Below are 14043 nucleotides of genomic sequence, written 5' to 3'. Positions count from 1 at the left end.
AAATGGGAGTTTCAGCACCTCACGATTTTAATGCCTTTAAAATCGTATGAAGCCCATTAAAATGGGGCTTTGTGCGTAGTGGTATGTCTGTGTGCGTGTGCGTATATGAAAAAAATGGTTTAAGGAAAGAGAAAACTTAAAATATAGTTGCGTTTTAGAATAGGGCTGTTATATCCTAAATTCTATTTACTGCCATTTTTGTTTTTGTGATTTTTTGGCTTTCATTTCTTCTTTGAGTTGATAAGCCAAAATTCTCTTAACTGCTACAAAATCAACTTCATCAAGCAAATTTTCATCTTTTAATTCCGCTTCTGCTTCTGCAATTTCTTTTCCAAGCTCATCAAATTTGCTATCATTTATTAGCATAGTTGCATATTCGCCAACTAATGCAGGATTGAATTGTGGCTCTAATTTATTGTATTTCAAATTTTCTTTTTGATATTCAACAATAAAATCTTGTAATTTTTTGGCAAATGTTGTTTTGCCAACACCAGCAGAGCCGTAAATATTTATCATAAGTCTATTTTTTGGATTACCTTTTTGAAGTTCTTGTGGTATAATTTCGGTATCGGCAGTTGCTGAAAGTGCATTTGCACCAAATGAATTAACTTCATTACCGCCCATCAAAGCTTGACTTTGAGTGTGAAGAGAGCGGACGGCTTCACCAGCAATTGCCTTTTTGAAGTTCTTGTGGTATAATTTCGGTATTGCCGTTCTTGTTGGTTGAAGATGTGATACCTGTAAAAGCTTTCTGTGGCGAGTATGACTCGAAGTTTGGAGAACGGTATAATAAATCTTTCTCATCTAATTTTTTCAATTTATTTTCTAGCAATAATTCTAATGTTCTTTTTAATTGTTCGCTTATTTTATCCTTTGAAACTGCGTTTCTAATTCCAGCTTCCGTATAGCCTATTTGTTCTGCAAGTTCTTTATAATTCATACCTAGCTTTTTGGATATTTTTTTAACTGGATTTACATATTCAAAATACAATTTTTTTAAATTTTGCATTGTAAATACAATTCTATCTACCCATTTTTTATCTTGATTTAGCATACCCCTAGCTTGGATATATTCGATAAAATCATCATACTCATCAAAATTAAAATTTTGCTCTTTTAGAAAATCATCTATGATTTTTTTGTCTTTTTCGTTTATCATTGCTTGCCTTTATTAAATTTTGCGTTATTTTAGAATATTTTTCTTTATTACCGATTTGGGGGTTTTGCTCTAAACTTTATCTAAAAATAAAATATCATTTAAGAGTTCTAAAAAATATAAAAGACAATCGTAAAGCAATAGTTAAAAAAGTGGTAATATTAAAATAATTTAGTTTATATTAACTTAATAGATTTTATATTAAGTTAATATTTAGTTTATTTGATTATAATAGGCAAAAATTTAAAACAAGGAGAACACGATGTTTCAAATAATCAATCCGAACACGAAAGAATTAACTCCACTGAATACGGAAGAAATAACGACACAGATTTGGGAGTTCATACAATATCCACAAAATCACAAAATACTTCCGATATTGACAAAGGGGCTGTTTTTGGAGATGATGAACAAACCATTACTAACGGCAATACCATTGGAGGACAATGAAATCGAGGAGGAGTGGATACCCGAACTGATACTGAAAAAAGTGTTGGAAGTTCAGGAGGAATTGAACAACCTGCCACAGGAACAATTAACGGAACAACGGATTTTGAAAGCGAAAGTGGAGATAGGCAAGTATATAGCACGACACAGAATAAATTATATAATGGCTCATCATCTCAAACCACAATGTATGCTGGGACTGGAAACAGCTTTGGAGGGGATATGGGTCAGGCAGGAAGCCGAACTCAGGGAGATACTACCGATAGAGATAGTGGAACTAACGAGGGACACTTCACTTCCGCAAGTGGGAGAGCTGGGCAGATGGGTGTATCGAGTGGGAATACTATGGAATTGGGCGATGCAACTCAAAACGATGGGTATGCTACAAGACCTACAAGCGAGAAATCCATATTTCAGTCAGAGCCTATCGGAGAAACTAGCACAAGCTCTACAATGGCAGGAACTCAGGGAGATGGAAATTCTAACACTTCCACAAGCCAAAACGATGAGAGAAATGGGGAACACGGACTTGGAGATATTCAAAGCGATGGGGTTGAGTATATACAAGGAGTATCTAACAATGCCACAAGCAGTGTATCCGATGAGCGAAATCGAAGCGAGGGCGTTTCACTACTAAATGAAAATGGAGCTGATAATAGTGTCAGCTCCGAAATTGAGTTGATATAGAAATTTTATTTGAAAGGATTAAAAATGTTAAGCAAAGAACAATTAGAAATGTTTGAAAAGGTTAGTATCCATATGACAAAAATGGAAAATGACCCAGAGTATCGCAAGAAAATCGAAAAAGAACTTTATCGTGGCGCACCTGATGAATTATTAGATGAGCTTGAAAAAGAAATTGCAGAACAAGAAGAGTTGGAATATGAGAAAAATTCAGTTAGTAAGCAAAATAAAGAGAATTGATTTTAGCTCAAATTCTTGGCTAAATGAAGTTTAAGAAAAAGCAATAACCAAAAATCTCTAAATCTAAATTTGTTGAGTTTTCCTTGCAATTAGTCGCCTCCATATTAAATTACGATATTTTATATTTACTTAATATAATTAATTATAAAATATTTAAAGAATTTGATTTATAAAAATAGCATTAATCAATAAAAGCAAATAATGAATTGGTTGTAGTAGATTAATATAAAAAGTTTTTAGTGAAATCAAAAATTTTAAATTTAATAAAAGGATAAGGCGATGCAAAACAATATAGCCGGAGAAGTAGCTGCAACAAATATTTCCGAGAATGCTGATAAAACGGCTGAAAAAGAGGCAAAAAAGTATAAACGCAAAACAATCCAAGTCAGCGTTTATTTGCAACCAAATGAAATAGAATATTTGGATAAAATGTGCCATACACATTTTTTGACACGACCGACATATTTGCGAAAGCTGCTTGTCGAAGATATTCGTAAAAATATAAATGAAAGGATATAGGCTATGATTTTACAAGCAATTATTGAAAAAGATGAATACGGCTATTTTGCTTATGTTCCACAACTTCAAGGTTGCGTATCGCAGGGCGATACCTACGAAGAAGCATTAAGCAATATTAGGGAAGCTATGGAGCTTTATTTAGAGAGCTTACAAAAAGAATAAACGATGCAAATCACACTTCTGATACAAAACGGTAATCAAAGTATTTTTAATGCTTTGAAGGCATTTTTAAAAACATACCCTGAATTGGATTTTAAAATTGAAAAAAATAATTCGCCAAAAATCTCTAACGGCTACACAAAAGAATTCGAAGCTAAAATTTTAAAGGAAAATGAAGCCACAATGAAAGCATATAAATCAGGTAAAATAAAGAGCTATTTAAATGCCAATGTAATGCATGAAGATATTTTTGCTATAAATAAAAATAATAAAATGGAGTAAAATAAAATGTTACATGATAACGATGATTTGATTTTAGACGAAAGGACTTTGCCGTTATATTTACAGCAAGATATACAAGCTTATAAAGCTTGTATAGAAGCAAACGATAAATTACATTTAGACCTTTATTGGGGTGAATTATATGGATCTATAAATTCGGCTCAATATGGATATGAAATTTCAAAAGAAATTGCAGATTATTTAAGAAAAAAATATTTAGGAATTTAAAATGTGTAATGAGATTGATTTTACAACTTGTAAGAGAAATGTGAGAGTATTCAATGGGGGTAATGGTTCAAAAATCGGAATTATATATAACAATGAAAATTATTTACTAAAATTTCCGCCACAAGGAAAAGATACAACAGAATTATCTTATACAAATAGTTGTTTCAGCGAAGATATTAGTTGTAAAATTTTTAAAACATTGGGGCTTAATTCGCAAGATACAATGTTAGGTAAATATAAAGATAAAATTGTAGTAGCTTGTAAAGATTTTACCGAAATAGATTATAAATTATATGATTTTGCAAGTTTAAAAAATACAATAATAGATAGCGTAAATAATGGGTATGGAACAGAATTAAAAGATATTTTAACCACTATTGAAAACCAAGAAATTTTTCAAATAGATAAACAAGAATTAAAAGATTTTTTTTGGAATATGTTTATTGCCGATAGTTTATTAGGTAACTTTGATAGGCACAATGGAAATTGGGGATTTTTGATTAATGAAAAAACAGGAGAACATAAAATCGCACCTATTTACGATTGTGGTTCTTGTTTATTTCCACAAGCCGATGAAAAAATGATGTCTGAAATATTAACAAATCCCAAAGCATTAGAAATGCGAATATATACATTTCCAAATTCTGCCATAAAAGAAAATAATGTCAAAATTCGACCATATCATTTTTTAACAAATACTAACAATATGGATTGTTTAAAAGCTTTACAGAGAATTACACCAAAGATAGATTTAGCAAAAATAAATTCGATTATTGACAACACACCATATATTTCTAATTTGCATAAAGATTGTTTAAAAATAATCATTAAAGAAAGAAAAGAAAAAATTTTAGATTATGCGTTGAATTTGGCATACGAAAAAGGCAAATTAACAAAAGAACAATTAAAAGAAAAAGCAGAAAACAATCAAGTGAGTGTTGCGAGTGTTCTATCAGAAGCTCAAATGGTAGCGAAAAAGCTAAAAATTGGTAAAAAAAATAGCAGTAAGAGCAAAGAAATAGATTTTTAAGTATATTTTCTATTAGCTGAAATTAAAAAATTAAATGGAGCAAAATCAATGGATAACAATATAACTTTTGAGAGTGTTAAAAACTATATAGAAACAATGCCAGTAGATGTGAAATACTACATAATAATCGCTTGTATTCTTTTGGTTGTTTTTGTGATTATGTTTATAAGAAACAGAAAATATTATAAGCTAGTAAAAGAATACAATCTGTTGATGATGGAACGCAACGAGCTAGAAAGACAAATAGTTCAGAAAGTTAAAAAACTTTAATTTAAGTATATCTTTTTGTAGATAGAATTCATAAAGGATTTACTATGTGGCTAATTAGTTTAATTTTATGGTTGCTTCCGATTTCTATTTTGATTGATTATGATTATTTAGAGTTTAAAAATAAAGCAGAAGAGCGTTTAGCTTTCTATGTTCCTATTATTTTTGTTCTCTATTTAATTTTTAATGAATTTTATAAGTGTTTAGCTAGAACAAATTTTGAAATATCATCTGTGTGGATATTTTTATTAGATTTGTTTTTCCACGAAATTTTTGTAGTCGGATTAGGTTTAATGTTTATGGTGTTTTTATATATAAAAATATTTAAATATGTCGTGCGACCTTTGCGTTCTGTGTTACACGAATTTATCTATGTTTTTATGGATTTTGTTTTTATGCAAGACCACGAAGATTTTGTGAAAAAAGGCGAGTATTATGCTTGGACGGAATATTTAACGCAAAATAAAGTAAGCGAAGCACAATTTAGCAAAATAGCACCATTTGAAACTTTGAAAGATTTTGAGAATTGGGCAAATGCAACAAACGATGAAAATGTTCAAAGAGTTTATAATGAGATAATGAAAAAGCAAAAAGGTGAAAAATAAAAACAAAAAATCTTTTTAAAATATATTTATTATTTTTTTAGGTTTATATCCCTAACAACTCGATTGAATTTAGATAATCTCCATACCATTGCATAAGCTTCTTTAAATGCTCTATTTGCGCTCTTTTACGCACATAGGCATTTTTGCTAGACACTTGACAATAATAGAATAAATAGCAATTTTATATCGCTATTTTGGGCTTTGTGGATTAATTATAATGAAAAAGAAAGCAGAAAATATATTAGGTGGTGTCCCTGGCGAACTCGATAATATACTTATAAAATACCGATAAAATCAATATTTTAGTGTGTTATTGCTTTTATATTTTACCTAATTATTTACCTAATAGCTAAAATTTAGCCATAAACTTGCATTAGAACACACAATTCCATAAACTATTTCTTTATTATCTAATCTCTATGCTTAATTTTTTCCCTAAAACACTAGTCGCACTTTGCAAAGTTTGCAAAGTCAAGGAAGTATTTGTGGTATAATTTCGGTATCGGCAACAGATGAAATGTTCTTTTGAACCAGTCGTCCGTCAAGACTTTGGGCTTGATTGTAGGGGGTGTGTGGGCGTCCCTACCATCTGTTGTCATTTCTTGTTTTTGTGATTTTTTGGCTTTCATTTCGGCTTGGATCTGATATGCCAAAACTCTCTTAACTGCCACAAAATCAACTTCATCAAGCAAATTTTCATCTTTTAAAAAATCTTCAAATGAATTTAGTGCTTCTTTTTTTCATCTTTTTTTTCGCTTTCAGAAATTCTTTTTTTAATTCTATTTAATAACCAGCTTGGAGCACCTTTATAAAGTTCTTTTTCGATTTCTTTGCAATATTCAGGGTCGTTTTCCATTTTTGTCATATGGGCACTAGCCTTTTCAAACATTTCTAATTGTTCTTTGCTTAACATTTTTTATCCTTTCTTTTATAAAATGAATTATAGTATAACATAACTTACCTTATTTTAATATAAAATAAGGTAAGTTAATACAAATTATATTTTAATATTCAATGCCACTACCATTAGTTCTATCTGTATCGGTTTTTTTAGTTGTAGTTGTTTTGTTGAGTTCCTCCTTTCTTAATTTTAAATTTGTTTTTATTTCTCTTTTACAGATATTTGGGGCTTCTCCCCAAAGAATTTTCTTGTAAAAGGGAAAAAATGTTTTTACACTCTACTAAATCCACGACTTCTGTTTGGCGGCTCTTTCTCTTTACGCATTTTTCTAGCGACTTCCATCATTTGCTTGTGTATGACTAATGCTCCTAAGACTTCTGATTTTTCTGTGCTTAATAGTTCTGATAGTTTTCTAGTATCATCAAAGTTCTTTGGTTGGTTTGCTACATAGTTTTTATGCTGTGTTGGTGTAAAGAAAATATATTTGCTTTGACCACTCTTTCTGTTTTCTCGCTCTTTGAAATGCGTGTAAATTCCTTTTTCTTGTTCTTGTTTGATTTTTTCTTTGTCATTTAAAGGCGTTTCCTTAGCGTTTTCTTGCGTTTTAACTTTTATCGTTTTTTCGTTTTGCGTTGAAATTTCAGCCACTAATTGCTCATTATTGGGTTTTGAAATTTCATTTTGTGGTGAAATTTCAGGTGCGTCTATAATCTTATAATCATTTGGCGTAAAATGTTTGAGTGGATTTAGCACCTTTTCGGCTCTGTTTTCGATTGAAGCGCCCCAAGTCTTTTTATAAAATGTCTTTTCTATGTATTGATTTTTTCGTTTATCGAATTTTCTTATAGTTTTTGGGGTTTCATCTACGATTGCAAATCTAACATATTCGCCGATATTTATATCGTTTTCTGCGACAACTCTTTCTAAATCATCAGCCCAAATGTCAATCTCTTTGCCTTTGCTTGTGCGATAACGCACAAAAAAGCTTTCTTGGTTATCTTGGTTAAATTTATACGGAGCTCTGCCAAAATCCACAACTTCATAATGGTGCGGTTTGTGTCTAGTGCTATCGTAATAGTAGTTTTCGATCACTTTGCCTTTTTTCTTTGTGGCTACTGCTTCTACGCCCAAATCTCTTAAATTTTCGGCAAATTTCTCTCTCATTTTTTGCAAATCTGCGTTGTGGGGATTTATTCTATCGCCCCATATATCTTTGACTTTTAATACCAAATGGCAATGTGGATTGTCTGTATTTGTATGCACTGCAACGGCATAGTGGTTATTTGGATACATTTCGCTTATAGTTTTCATCGCACTTGCTTTGATTTTACTTGGTGGTGCATACTGAGCATCTTTCATCGAAAATACGATATGCAAGGCTTCTCTTTTTTCTTTTTGATTGTTTTTTTCAAGGTCGTTTTGTGTAGGGATTTCATAATATTTGTTGAAACTATCGGTTGCTTTTTTCAATTCGCCTTTGCCAAATACTTCAAAATCGCTTGTCATTATCTCTTCGCCGTGGCGTGAAATATAGTTAAGATGAGCCCTTAATCCATTGAGGGTTGTATTCGAACCTGTGATTTTAACCACAACTTCTTTTTGTGGCTCTTGCAAAAAGCTAGGTTTGCTGCTTTGTGTTATTGTTCGATTTTTGTATTTACCTAGCTTGTTTTTATATGCGTATGAGCTTTTAGACTTTTTGTCTAATGCAGTCCAAACCTTTTTGGCTTTCCACTCATCATCAAATACTTTTTTCTTGCGCATTATTTTGCCTTTTTAGAATTTATCTCTCAACTTCGCTCGGTAATCTGTAACCAAATCATTGATGGTTTTGATTTGAGTGTTTATGTCTGTAAGTAATCTCTCTAATCCATTGTAATTTATATTCAAATTAAATGGGTCGTGTGTTCTTAAATATCTTATAATTTCGCTTATGTTGCGACCTAAAATATTTAAATCATTTGTTGCTTTTGTCAGCTCTTTCATCTCTATGTTGTTGAATACTTTTTCATTGCCATAAATGAAATTTAGAAGTAGAAATTTTATCTCTTTGGTTGCTGATGAAAAACCATTTTTTTCTGCTTGATTTTGTAAAAATTTATATTCTTGCTGTGGTATAAAAAATCGAATTTCGACACTATCTTTTGCCATAGACATTGGCTGTATTTTTTCGGAATTTTTGTCAGATTTTTTATCAATAAATTTAAATAATGCAACATTAACTATATCGGAAAATGTCTGATTTGTGTTTTGGATTTTTTCGTTTATTTGTTCCAAAAGCGTATCATCAATTCTCACACCTTTAAATGTTTTTTTACCCATTTTTTTCATTATCCTTTCTATCATTTTTCTCAAACAAGAGCGTCGCAGACACTGCCTTTTAATCCGATTAATGTAAAACATTTAGGAGTTTTGTTGTTAAACAAAACGGATAAATGTGTTTAACATTTCGGATTAGATTGTTAAACATTTTCCATTTTGTTGTTAAACAAAATGGATAAATCTGTTTAACAAATCGGATTAAAAAGGCGTAATCCTGCATTATTATTATTTTTAAATAACTTAGAAATAGATACATTTCACATTTGAAATACAATATCTATTTCCCTTTACTGATAAATCTTTTTTCAATCGGTGAATTTCAGTTGGCAAAAATTCATCAGTAAAGGGAAAGAGTTTTTACTAGCTCTTTCGCCTTAGATTTGTGATTAAATTTACAATGGACTATAATAACTTTTGATAATGCAGCCATTGTTATTTTCTTTTTCGATTTTAAAGTAAATTCCGTTGTATTTAGCAAGTAAATTCCACAAGCTATTAAGCCCTAAAATTTCTACTTGATTTTCACTTGCGATTGCGTTAATTTTCTTTGCAAGAAGCGATTGTTGAATTCTACCTTTTTTGATGACTTCTCTTGCAATTGCAAGAGTGTGTCTTTCTTTTTGATTTAATCCATAAAGGAGAAAATCCGAAATTTCTACCGAGTGAGTTTGTGTATCTATGATAAAAGCATAAGACTTGATTTTATATCTTGGTTTTTGTGGTTCGAGCGTAAAAATAATTTTATTTTTACCGATTTCATACTCATCGGTTTTGTTATCTAAAAAATAAGAAGCGTCTGGCGTTTCAGTAAAACCAGTTGAGCCTTTTGCGATTTTGTTATTTTCATCTCCGTATTGTTTGGGTTGGTGGTGTAAAAAAATAATAGTGGCATTTTTGGCTCTTAATGTTTTTAAATTTGATAAAAAATCATTTACCTCTTTATCTGATTGCATATTGATATTCATAAAATCTCTAATGCTATCAAAGACTAGCAAGGTATCTGATAAATCATCGGCTCTTTGTGCGAAATCTTTCACGAAATCATATTTCGATTTTTTATCGGCTTGATTTTCGAAAATTTGTAAATGAAATTTTTGTAGATGATTTTGCATAATCTCATATGTCTTTCTATCTGCATAGACTATCTCTGTATTATCGGCATCGAGATAATAAATTTCTTTAACCTTGTCGTTATCTAGCAAAAATTTACACAGATAAAGCGCAAGAATACTTTTGCCAGTTCCTGGTTTGCCATAAATATTGATTATGGTTTTTTTGGGTATAAAATTTGGTATCAACCACTCTACTTTTTTATTTTTTAGCTCATCTATATTTACAGAATTCGAAAATTCAGCTATAATTTCCTTTGCTTTATTTTTACAATTTTCCCCCACGCTCTGTGGGGGTTGGGTTGTTTTATCTTTCATTTTATTTTCCTTTGCGAAGACCTGTCTTTTGTGTGTCTAGTTTCAAAAGCCACTCATCAATTTTTGCTTTGTTGTATAACACTCGATTTCCTACTCTTGTAAAAGGGATAGGCGGAATATGTTTTGCGTTTTCGGGTTCGTAGTTTATGCGCATACGCAACTTGCATTGATGCTTTACGCTTATGTGATACTGCTCTTGTAGTTGTTGTGGGGTAAGCCAGTCGTTTTGCGAGGTGTTAGTTTCCATAATTATCCTTTCTTTTTTAAATTTGGATAATTATAGATTTTTTTTAATAAAATGTCAAATAAAAAATCGTTTTTTATTATAATATTTTTTATTATCTATATTTTTTTAACAAAATCTAGTAAAAATATCTTTAATTTTTCAATTTCATATTCTCTTTCTTTCTCTCTTTCCTTTAACTCATAATTTTCTAGCAATAATTCTAATGTTCTTTTTAATTGTTCGCTTATTTTATCCTTTGAAACTGCGTTTCTAATTCCAGCTTCCGTATAGCCTATTTGTTCTGCAAGTTCTTTATAATTCATACCTAGCTTTTTGGATATTTTTTTAACTGGATTTACATATTCAAAATACAATTTTTTTAAATTTTGCATTGTAAATACAATTCTATCTACCCATTTTTTATCTTGATTTAGCATACCCCTAGCTTGGATATATTCGATAAAATCATCATATTTATCAAAATCGAAATTTTGCTCTTTTAAAAATTTATCTATGATTTTTTTGTCTTTTTCGTTTATCATTGCGTTGTCCTTAATTTTCGATTATTTTAACATAAATTATTTTTAATTTCTTTTTAATAAGATTTTTTTATCCTATAAAAGAAAAATGAAATTTAAGGCTTAAAGTTTAGTTCGTTGCTTTCCATAAATTTGATTTGTAAATGCCTAGAAGCAATATTTCGGTATCATTAACGAAATATGGTATGACATATTTTTTATAGATAAAATCCCTTGCTTTATCATCATCGAAACTTACAGATTTTCTAAAAGCAAAAGGCTGTTGGGCTATGATTTGCAAATTTTGCAGAAGTTCGGTCTGAAATTCTATGGCTTTACTGATACTATCTTGTGCGATGAAGTCGGAAATTTGATTTAACTCATCTACAAAACGCTCTGATTGTATTATTCGCATTTGATATATTTCCAACCGCTACCAAGCGTTGAAGTCTTTAAAATGCCGTTTTTATAGGCTTTTAAATCGGATTTATAATTTTGCATTTTTTCATCAAATTCGCTAGGTTCTGCATTGTCTAACTTAAAATCAATATTTAGTGATTGAATTAATTTTATGATTTGTTTCATTTTGCTTTCACTGGCTCTGATAGTCAAAGTTTGCATTGTTTTCCTTTTGAATTTTTTGTGATTATATCTAAAATATTTTAACTTTTGCACTTTTTTGGCAAAACACGCCAAATTTGCGTTTTAAGCGTTTTAAAGTGTTAGGTGGTATGAAATATCGAAAATTTGTTTCAAAGCGAAATTTGAGTGATTTTTTCCTTTTACTGATGGGGTTTGGGGCAAAGCCCCAAGTTAAATTTGGTAAAAGTTCAAAACTGCTTCGCAGTTTTGATTTACCGATTGTATTTTTTTGATTTTAAGAATTTAAAACAACGCATTATTTTTTTGATATTTTTTTAAAAATATATAGTTCTCCCCTCCCTTTCTCTCTATTAAGGGTTAGAGCTTGGATTTTTTGACAAAAGAATTTTCCTAATGATATACCCTTAAAATTAATAAATATTTAATAAGAGTGTATCTATAAAAGAAAAAGCCCTATTATAGAGCTGTCAATACTTTTTAAGCTTCATCATTTGGTATATGCGAAATCGTGCTAGATTTTCTCTTGGTTCGCAGTTTAAAGGGTATGCCGTTATAAAGTATAACTTGCTTAAAAAACGCATTTGTAGCCGAACTAATCGTAAGTCCTAACTCGCTAAAAATTTTCTCTACTTCTTTCTTGTCTTGGTCATTGACCTTAATGCTGACATTTGCCATTTGTAATCCTTTTCATTGATAAAGTATGGCTATTATACTACTTTTTAATGAATTTATTCTGTAAAAGAAAATTATATCCCTAATGGCTCTATGGAATTTAGGTAGTCGCCATACCATTGCATAAGCTTCTTTAAATGCTCTATTTGCGCTCTTTTTCGCACATAGGCATTTTTGATTTGGTTTTTCTCTTTGTGAGATAAGGCAACTTCTGGTGCTTGATATGGTAAGCCCATTGTTATCAATTCGGCTGAATTTAACTCACAAATAGTGTCAAATGTGCTTCTAAATCCGTGTGAAGTAGTTCTTTTAAACCATTTTCTTTTGCCCCCTAGATTGATGATAGCTATTCTTAATCCATTGGTTGTAATATGGGTTAGCTCCCCCTTTTCGTTTATACTAGGGAATACATACTCGAAATTTCCACTTAATAATTTTTGCTTTTTTAGAATTTTGATAGCATAGCTAGATAAGGCGACAATGTGTTCATCAATATCTGTTTTCATTTCTTCGCCTGGTATAGTCCAAATTCCATTTTCCAAATCTATATCAGCCCATTTTGCTTGTGCTGTATTTTTAGGGCGATTAGCGCAAAGCATTTGCAGATAAATGGCGTGTTTGCAATGAAATGTATTGTTGGGCTTCCACGCCTTTAAATCGCTTAAAAACTCTTTTATATCGCTTTCCTCTATGAGCGCAGCATAATGTGTTTCTTTTTGTTTTGCATATTGCTCTTGTAGTTTGTAGGCTGGATTATAGCTAATAACTCGTTCTAAAATCCCTATATCGAATATAGCATTTAACTCACGGCATAGCCTATTTTTATTATCGCCTATGCCTTCTTCGTTCATTTTATCTGTGATTTGTTTTAGCATCATAGGGTGTTTTTCTATCTCTCTAATATCAATGTTACCTAGACTTGGTGTAACCCATCTTTTATGGCGATTTTCTATGCGTTTGATTGTATCCTTTGATATGTTTTTTGCTCGTTTGACATTTAGAAATTTCTCTAAATATTTTTCATAGGTATATTTATCGTAATTATTAGTTTTTAGCTCAATGATTGTTTTACCACTAATTAGCTTTGCAAGTTTATCTCTTGCCTCTTTTCGTGCTTGTTCTACGCCGTATAAGCCTTTTTCATATTTGCCCAACTTTAACTGCTTTTTCTTGCCACTTTCAACACACCAAAGAAAAAATCTCTTTTCGCCATTAGGGTTAATGCGAATATAAAGTTGCGATGGCTCACCGACTTTTTTATAATACGCTTTATCGCTTGGTTGCAACTCTCTAATCATTTTATCTGTTAAATACGCTTCTGCTTTTCTTGGCATTGTGAAGTCCTTTGTTCGTAGAATTTGTAAAAATGTATCAAAACTTACTTATCAAATTTTAAACTTACTTTACAACTTACCATATAAAATTAAATAAATTATAAAAAAATTATGTTAAAAATAAATAAAAATGAAGTTCAGTTCCCTTGTTTTGGGATTTTCGGAATTAAAATTAAAATAAACGGAATTGATGTTATATGTATAGTGGTGTCCCGTGCAGGCTTCGAACCTGCGGCCCTCTGATTAAGAGTCAGATGCTCTACCAACTGAGCTAACGAGACACGAACTTGTATTTTATTCATATATATATAAAAAATAGGTTAAATTTGGCAGAATTTTCGAAAATTTGATTAAATTTAAATGATTTGTTATTGAGAGTGAAATTTCATAGATAAATTTAATGAATTTTAGGCTCCCTTAGCG

22 protein-coding genes and 1 tRNA gene are annotated in these 14043 nt (G+C 30.7%); 9 read left to right on the top strand and 14 right to left on the bottom strand.

Features of this window, described 5'->3' with window-relative positions:
• Nucleotides 1–186 precede the first annotated feature (186 nt).
• Nucleotides 187–624 carry an ATP-binding protein gene (locus OFN91_RS05545; RefSeq protein ID WP_270873555.1) on the bottom strand — a complete coding sequence of 146 codons (438 nt, stop codon included), beginning with the start codon at nt 622–624 and terminating at the stop codon, nt 187–189.
• Nucleotides 625–661: 37 nt separating this feature from the next.
• On the bottom strand, nt 662–1159 hold the full coding sequence (locus OFN91_RS05540) for a hypothetical protein (RefSeq protein WP_270873554.1): 498 nt from the start codon (nt 1157–1159) through the stop codon (nt 662–664).
• A 259-nt stretch (nt 1160–1418) separates the two neighbouring features.
• On the opposite strand from OFN91_RS05540, the gene OFN91_RS05535 reads away from it, so the two are divergent.
• The 9 genes from OFN91_RS05535 (at nt 1419) to OFN91_RS05495 (ending at nt 5617) form a co-directional block, all read left to right on the top strand.
• Complete coding sequence (locus OFN91_RS05535) at nt 1419–2240, top strand: hypothetical protein (protein ID WP_270873553.1); 822 nt, start codon at nt 1419–1421, stop codon at nt 2238–2240.
• 74 nt (nt 2241–2314) lie between these two features.
• Nucleotides 2315–2527, top strand: a complete 213-nt coding sequence (locus OFN91_RS05530; protein WP_270872252.1) for a hypothetical protein — start codon at nt 2315–2317, stop codon at nt 2525–2527.
• A 279-nt stretch (nt 2528–2806) separates the two neighbouring features.
• Nucleotides 2807–3046, top strand: coding sequence for a hypothetical protein (locus tag OFN91_RS05525; RefSeq protein ID WP_270873552.1), 240 nt, complete (start codon nt 2807–2809; stop codon nt 3044–3046).
• A gap of 3 nt (nt 3047–3049) precedes the next feature.
• On the top strand, nt 3050–3208 hold the full coding sequence (locus OFN91_RS05520) for a type II toxin-antitoxin system HicB family antitoxin (RefSeq protein WP_270873551.1): 159 nt from the start codon (nt 3050–3052) through the stop codon (nt 3206–3208).
• A gap of 3 nt (nt 3209–3211) precedes the next feature.
• Complete coding sequence (locus tag OFN91_RS05515) at nt 3212–3487, top strand: hypothetical protein (protein ID WP_270873550.1); 276 nt, start codon at nt 3212–3214, stop codon at nt 3485–3487.
• A 6-nt stretch (nt 3488–3493) separates the two neighbouring features.
• On the top strand, nt 3494–3715 hold the full coding sequence (locus tag OFN91_RS05510) for a hypothetical protein (RefSeq protein WP_270872256.1): 222 nt from the start codon (nt 3494–3496) through the stop codon (nt 3713–3715).
• A 1-nt stretch (nt 3716) separates the two neighbouring features.
• Nucleotides 3717–4745: a HipA domain-containing protein gene (locus OFN91_RS05505; RefSeq protein ID WP_270873549.1), complete on the top strand. Its 1029-nt coding sequence runs from the start codon at nt 3717–3719 to the stop codon at nt 4743–4745.
• 48 nt (nt 4746–4793) lie between these two features.
• Nucleotides 4794–5015 carry a hypothetical protein gene (locus OFN91_RS05500; RefSeq protein WP_270873548.1) on the top strand — a complete coding sequence of 74 codons (222 nt, stop codon included), beginning with the start codon at nt 4794–4796 and terminating at the stop codon, nt 5013–5015.
• Between the two features lie 44 nt (nt 5016–5059).
• Complete coding sequence (locus OFN91_RS05495; RefSeq protein WP_270873547.1) at nt 5060–5617, top strand: hypothetical protein; 558 nt, start codon at nt 5060–5062, stop codon at nt 5615–5617.
• 443 nt (nt 5618–6060) lie between these two features.
• Here the strand turns inward: OFN91_RS05495 and OFN91_RS05490 are convergent, their stop codons facing one another.
• The 12 genes from OFN91_RS05490 to OFN91_RS05435 all read right to left on the bottom strand — a co-directional run bounded on the left by OFN91_RS05490 (nt 6061) and on the right by OFN91_RS05435 (nt 13901).
• The gene (locus OFN91_RS05490) at nt 6061–6288 is read right to left on the bottom strand and encodes a hypothetical protein (protein WP_270873546.1); all 228 of its coding nucleotides are present in this window, start codon (nt 6286–6288) and stop codon (nt 6061–6063) included.
• A gap of 53 nt (nt 6289–6341) precedes the next feature.
• The gene (locus tag OFN91_RS05485; RefSeq protein WP_270872260.1) at nt 6342–6530 is read right to left on the bottom strand and encodes a hypothetical protein; all 189 of its coding nucleotides are present in this window, start codon (nt 6528–6530) and stop codon (nt 6342–6344) included.
• Between the two features lie 258 nt (nt 6531–6788).
• On the bottom strand, nt 6789–8282 hold the full coding sequence (gene mobP1 / locus OFN91_RS05480) for a MobP1 family relaxase (RefSeq protein ID WP_270873545.1): 1494 nt from the start codon (nt 8280–8282) through the stop codon (nt 6789–6791).
• A 12-nt stretch (nt 8283–8294) separates the two neighbouring features.
• Nucleotides 8295–8849, bottom strand: coding sequence for a hypothetical protein (locus OFN91_RS05475; protein WP_270872262.1), 555 nt, complete (start codon nt 8847–8849; stop codon nt 8295–8297).
• A gap of 383 nt (nt 8850–9232) precedes the next feature.
• Nucleotides 9233–10267 (bottom strand): AAA family ATPase, encoded by a 1035-nt coding sequence (locus OFN91_RS05470; RefSeq protein ID WP_270872263.1) that lies wholly within the window; start codon nt 10265–10267, stop codon nt 9233–9235.
• Nucleotide 10268: 1 nt separating this feature from the next.
• The gene (locus OFN91_RS05465) at nt 10269–10514 is read right to left on the bottom strand and encodes a hypothetical protein (protein ID WP_270872264.1); all 246 of its coding nucleotides are present in this window, start codon (nt 10512–10514) and stop codon (nt 10269–10271) included.
• Nucleotides 10515–10609: 95 nt separating this feature from the next.
• Nucleotides 10610–11035: a hypothetical protein gene (locus OFN91_RS05460; protein ID WP_270872265.1), complete on the bottom strand. Its 426-nt coding sequence runs from the start codon at nt 11033–11035 to the stop codon at nt 10610–10612.
• Between the two features lie 106 nt (nt 11036–11141).
• Nucleotides 11142–11426, bottom strand: coding sequence for a type II toxin-antitoxin system RelE/ParE family toxin (locus tag OFN91_RS05455; RefSeq protein ID WP_270872266.1), 285 nt, complete (start codon nt 11424–11426; stop codon nt 11142–11144).
• A complete protein-coding gene (locus OFN91_RS05450; RefSeq protein ID WP_270872267.1) occupies nt 11417–11632 on the bottom strand; it encodes a hypothetical protein in 216 nt (71 codons plus the stop codon). Before OFN91_RS05450 ends, OFN91_RS05455 begins: the two co-directional genes overlap by 10 nt.
• Before the next feature lie 459 nt (nt 11633–12091).
• Nucleotides 12092–12289, bottom strand: a complete 198-nt coding sequence (locus tag OFN91_RS05445) for a type II toxin-antitoxin system RelB/DinJ family antitoxin (RefSeq protein WP_270872268.1) — start codon at nt 12287–12289, stop codon at nt 12092–12094.
• Between the two features lie 71 nt (nt 12290–12360).
• On the bottom strand, nt 12361–13620 hold the full coding sequence (locus tag OFN91_RS05440) for a tyrosine-type recombinase/integrase (RefSeq protein WP_270872269.1): 1260 nt from the start codon (nt 13618–13620) through the stop codon (nt 12361–12363).
• Between the two features lie 205 nt (nt 13621–13825).
• Nucleotides 13826–13901 (bottom strand) — tRNA-Lys (locus tag OFN91_RS05435).
• Nucleotides 13902–14043: the final 142 nt, after the last annotated feature.

The sequence above is a fragment of the Campylobacter sp. JMF_08 NE1 genome (assembly GCF_027737875.1).
Classification (GTDB): Bacteria; Campylobacterota; Campylobacteria; order Campylobacterales; family Campylobacteraceae; genus Campylobacter_B.
The sequence above is the reverse complement of the archived record's forward strand: the minus strand, read 5'-3'. Positions and strand labels throughout refer to the sequence as shown.

What these genes read in the sequence shown, in the direction of transcription:
- OFN91_RS05545 (WP_270873555.1), bottom strand. Translation starts at nt 624, where the DNA reads ATGGGCGGTAATGAAGTTAATTCATTTGGTGCAAATGCACTTTCAGCA.
- OFN91_RS05540 (WP_270873554.1), bottom strand. Translation starts at nt 1,159, where the DNA reads ATGATAAACGAAAAAGACAAAAAAATCATAGATGATTTTCTAAAAGAG.
- OFN91_RS05535 (WP_270873553.1), top strand. Translation starts at nt 1,419, where the DNA reads ATGTTTCAAATAATCAATCCGAACACGAAAGAATTAACTCCACTGAAT.
- OFN91_RS05530 (WP_270872252.1), top strand. Translation starts at nt 2,315, where the DNA reads ATGTTAAGCAAAGAACAATTAGAAATGTTTGAAAAGGTTAGTATCCAT.
- OFN91_RS05525 (WP_270873552.1), top strand. Translation starts at nt 2,807, where the DNA reads ATGCAAAACAATATAGCCGGAGAAGTAGCTGCAACAAATATTTCCGAG.
- OFN91_RS05520 (WP_270873551.1), top strand. Translation starts at nt 3,050, where the DNA reads ATGATTTTACAAGCAATTATTGAAAAAGATGAATACGGCTATTTTGCT.
- OFN91_RS05515 (WP_270873550.1), top strand. Translation starts at nt 3,212, where the DNA reads ATGCAAATCACACTTCTGATACAAAACGGTAATCAAAGTATTTTTAAT.
- OFN91_RS05510 (WP_270872256.1), top strand. Translation starts at nt 3,494, where the DNA reads ATGTTACATGATAACGATGATTTGATTTTAGACGAAAGGACTTTGCCG.
- OFN91_RS05505 (WP_270873549.1), top strand. Translation starts at nt 3,717, where the DNA reads ATGTGTAATGAGATTGATTTTACAACTTGTAAGAGAAATGTGAGAGTA.
- OFN91_RS05500 (WP_270873548.1), top strand. Translation starts at nt 4,794, where the DNA reads ATGGATAACAATATAACTTTTGAGAGTGTTAAAAACTATATAGAAACA.
- OFN91_RS05495 (WP_270873547.1), top strand. Translation starts at nt 5,060, where the DNA reads ATGTGGCTAATTAGTTTAATTTTATGGTTGCTTCCGATTTCTATTTTG.
- OFN91_RS05485 (WP_270872260.1), bottom strand. Translation starts at nt 6,530, where the DNA reads ATGTTAAGCAAAGAACAATTAGAAATGTTTGAAAAGGCTAGTGCCCAT.
- mobP1 (WP_270873545.1), bottom strand. Translation starts at nt 8,282, where the DNA reads ATGCGCAAGAAAAAAGTATTTGATGATGAGTGGAAAGCCAAAAAGGTT.
- OFN91_RS05475 (WP_270872262.1), bottom strand. Translation starts at nt 8,849, where the DNA reads ATGAAAAAAATGGGTAAAAAAACATTTAAAGGTGTGAGAATTGATGAT.
- OFN91_RS05470 (WP_270872263.1), bottom strand. Translation starts at nt 10,267, where the DNA reads ATGAAAGATAAAACAACCCAACCCCCACAGAGCGTGGGGGAAAATTGT.
- OFN91_RS05465 (WP_270872264.1), bottom strand. Translation starts at nt 10,514, where the DNA reads ATGGAAACTAACACCTCGCAAAACGACTGGCTTACCCCACAACAACTA.
- OFN91_RS05460 (WP_270872265.1), bottom strand. Translation starts at nt 11,035, where the DNA reads ATGATAAACGAAAAAGACAAAAAAATCATAGATAAATTTTTAAAAGAG.
- OFN91_RS05455 (WP_270872266.1), bottom strand. Translation starts at nt 11,426, where the DNA reads ATGCGAATAATACAATCAGAGCGTTTTGTAGATGAGTTAAATCAAATT.
- OFN91_RS05450 (WP_270872267.1), bottom strand. Translation starts at nt 11,632, where the DNA reads ATGCAAACTTTGACTATCAGAGCCAGTGAAAGCAAAATGAAACAAATC.
- OFN91_RS05445 (WP_270872268.1), bottom strand. Translation starts at nt 12,289, where the DNA reads ATGGCAAATGTCAGCATTAAGGTCAATGACCAAGACAAGAAAGAAGTA.
- OFN91_RS05440 (WP_270872269.1), bottom strand. Translation starts at nt 13,620, where the DNA reads ATGCCAAGAAAAGCAGAAGCGTATTTAACAGATAAAATGATTAGAGAG.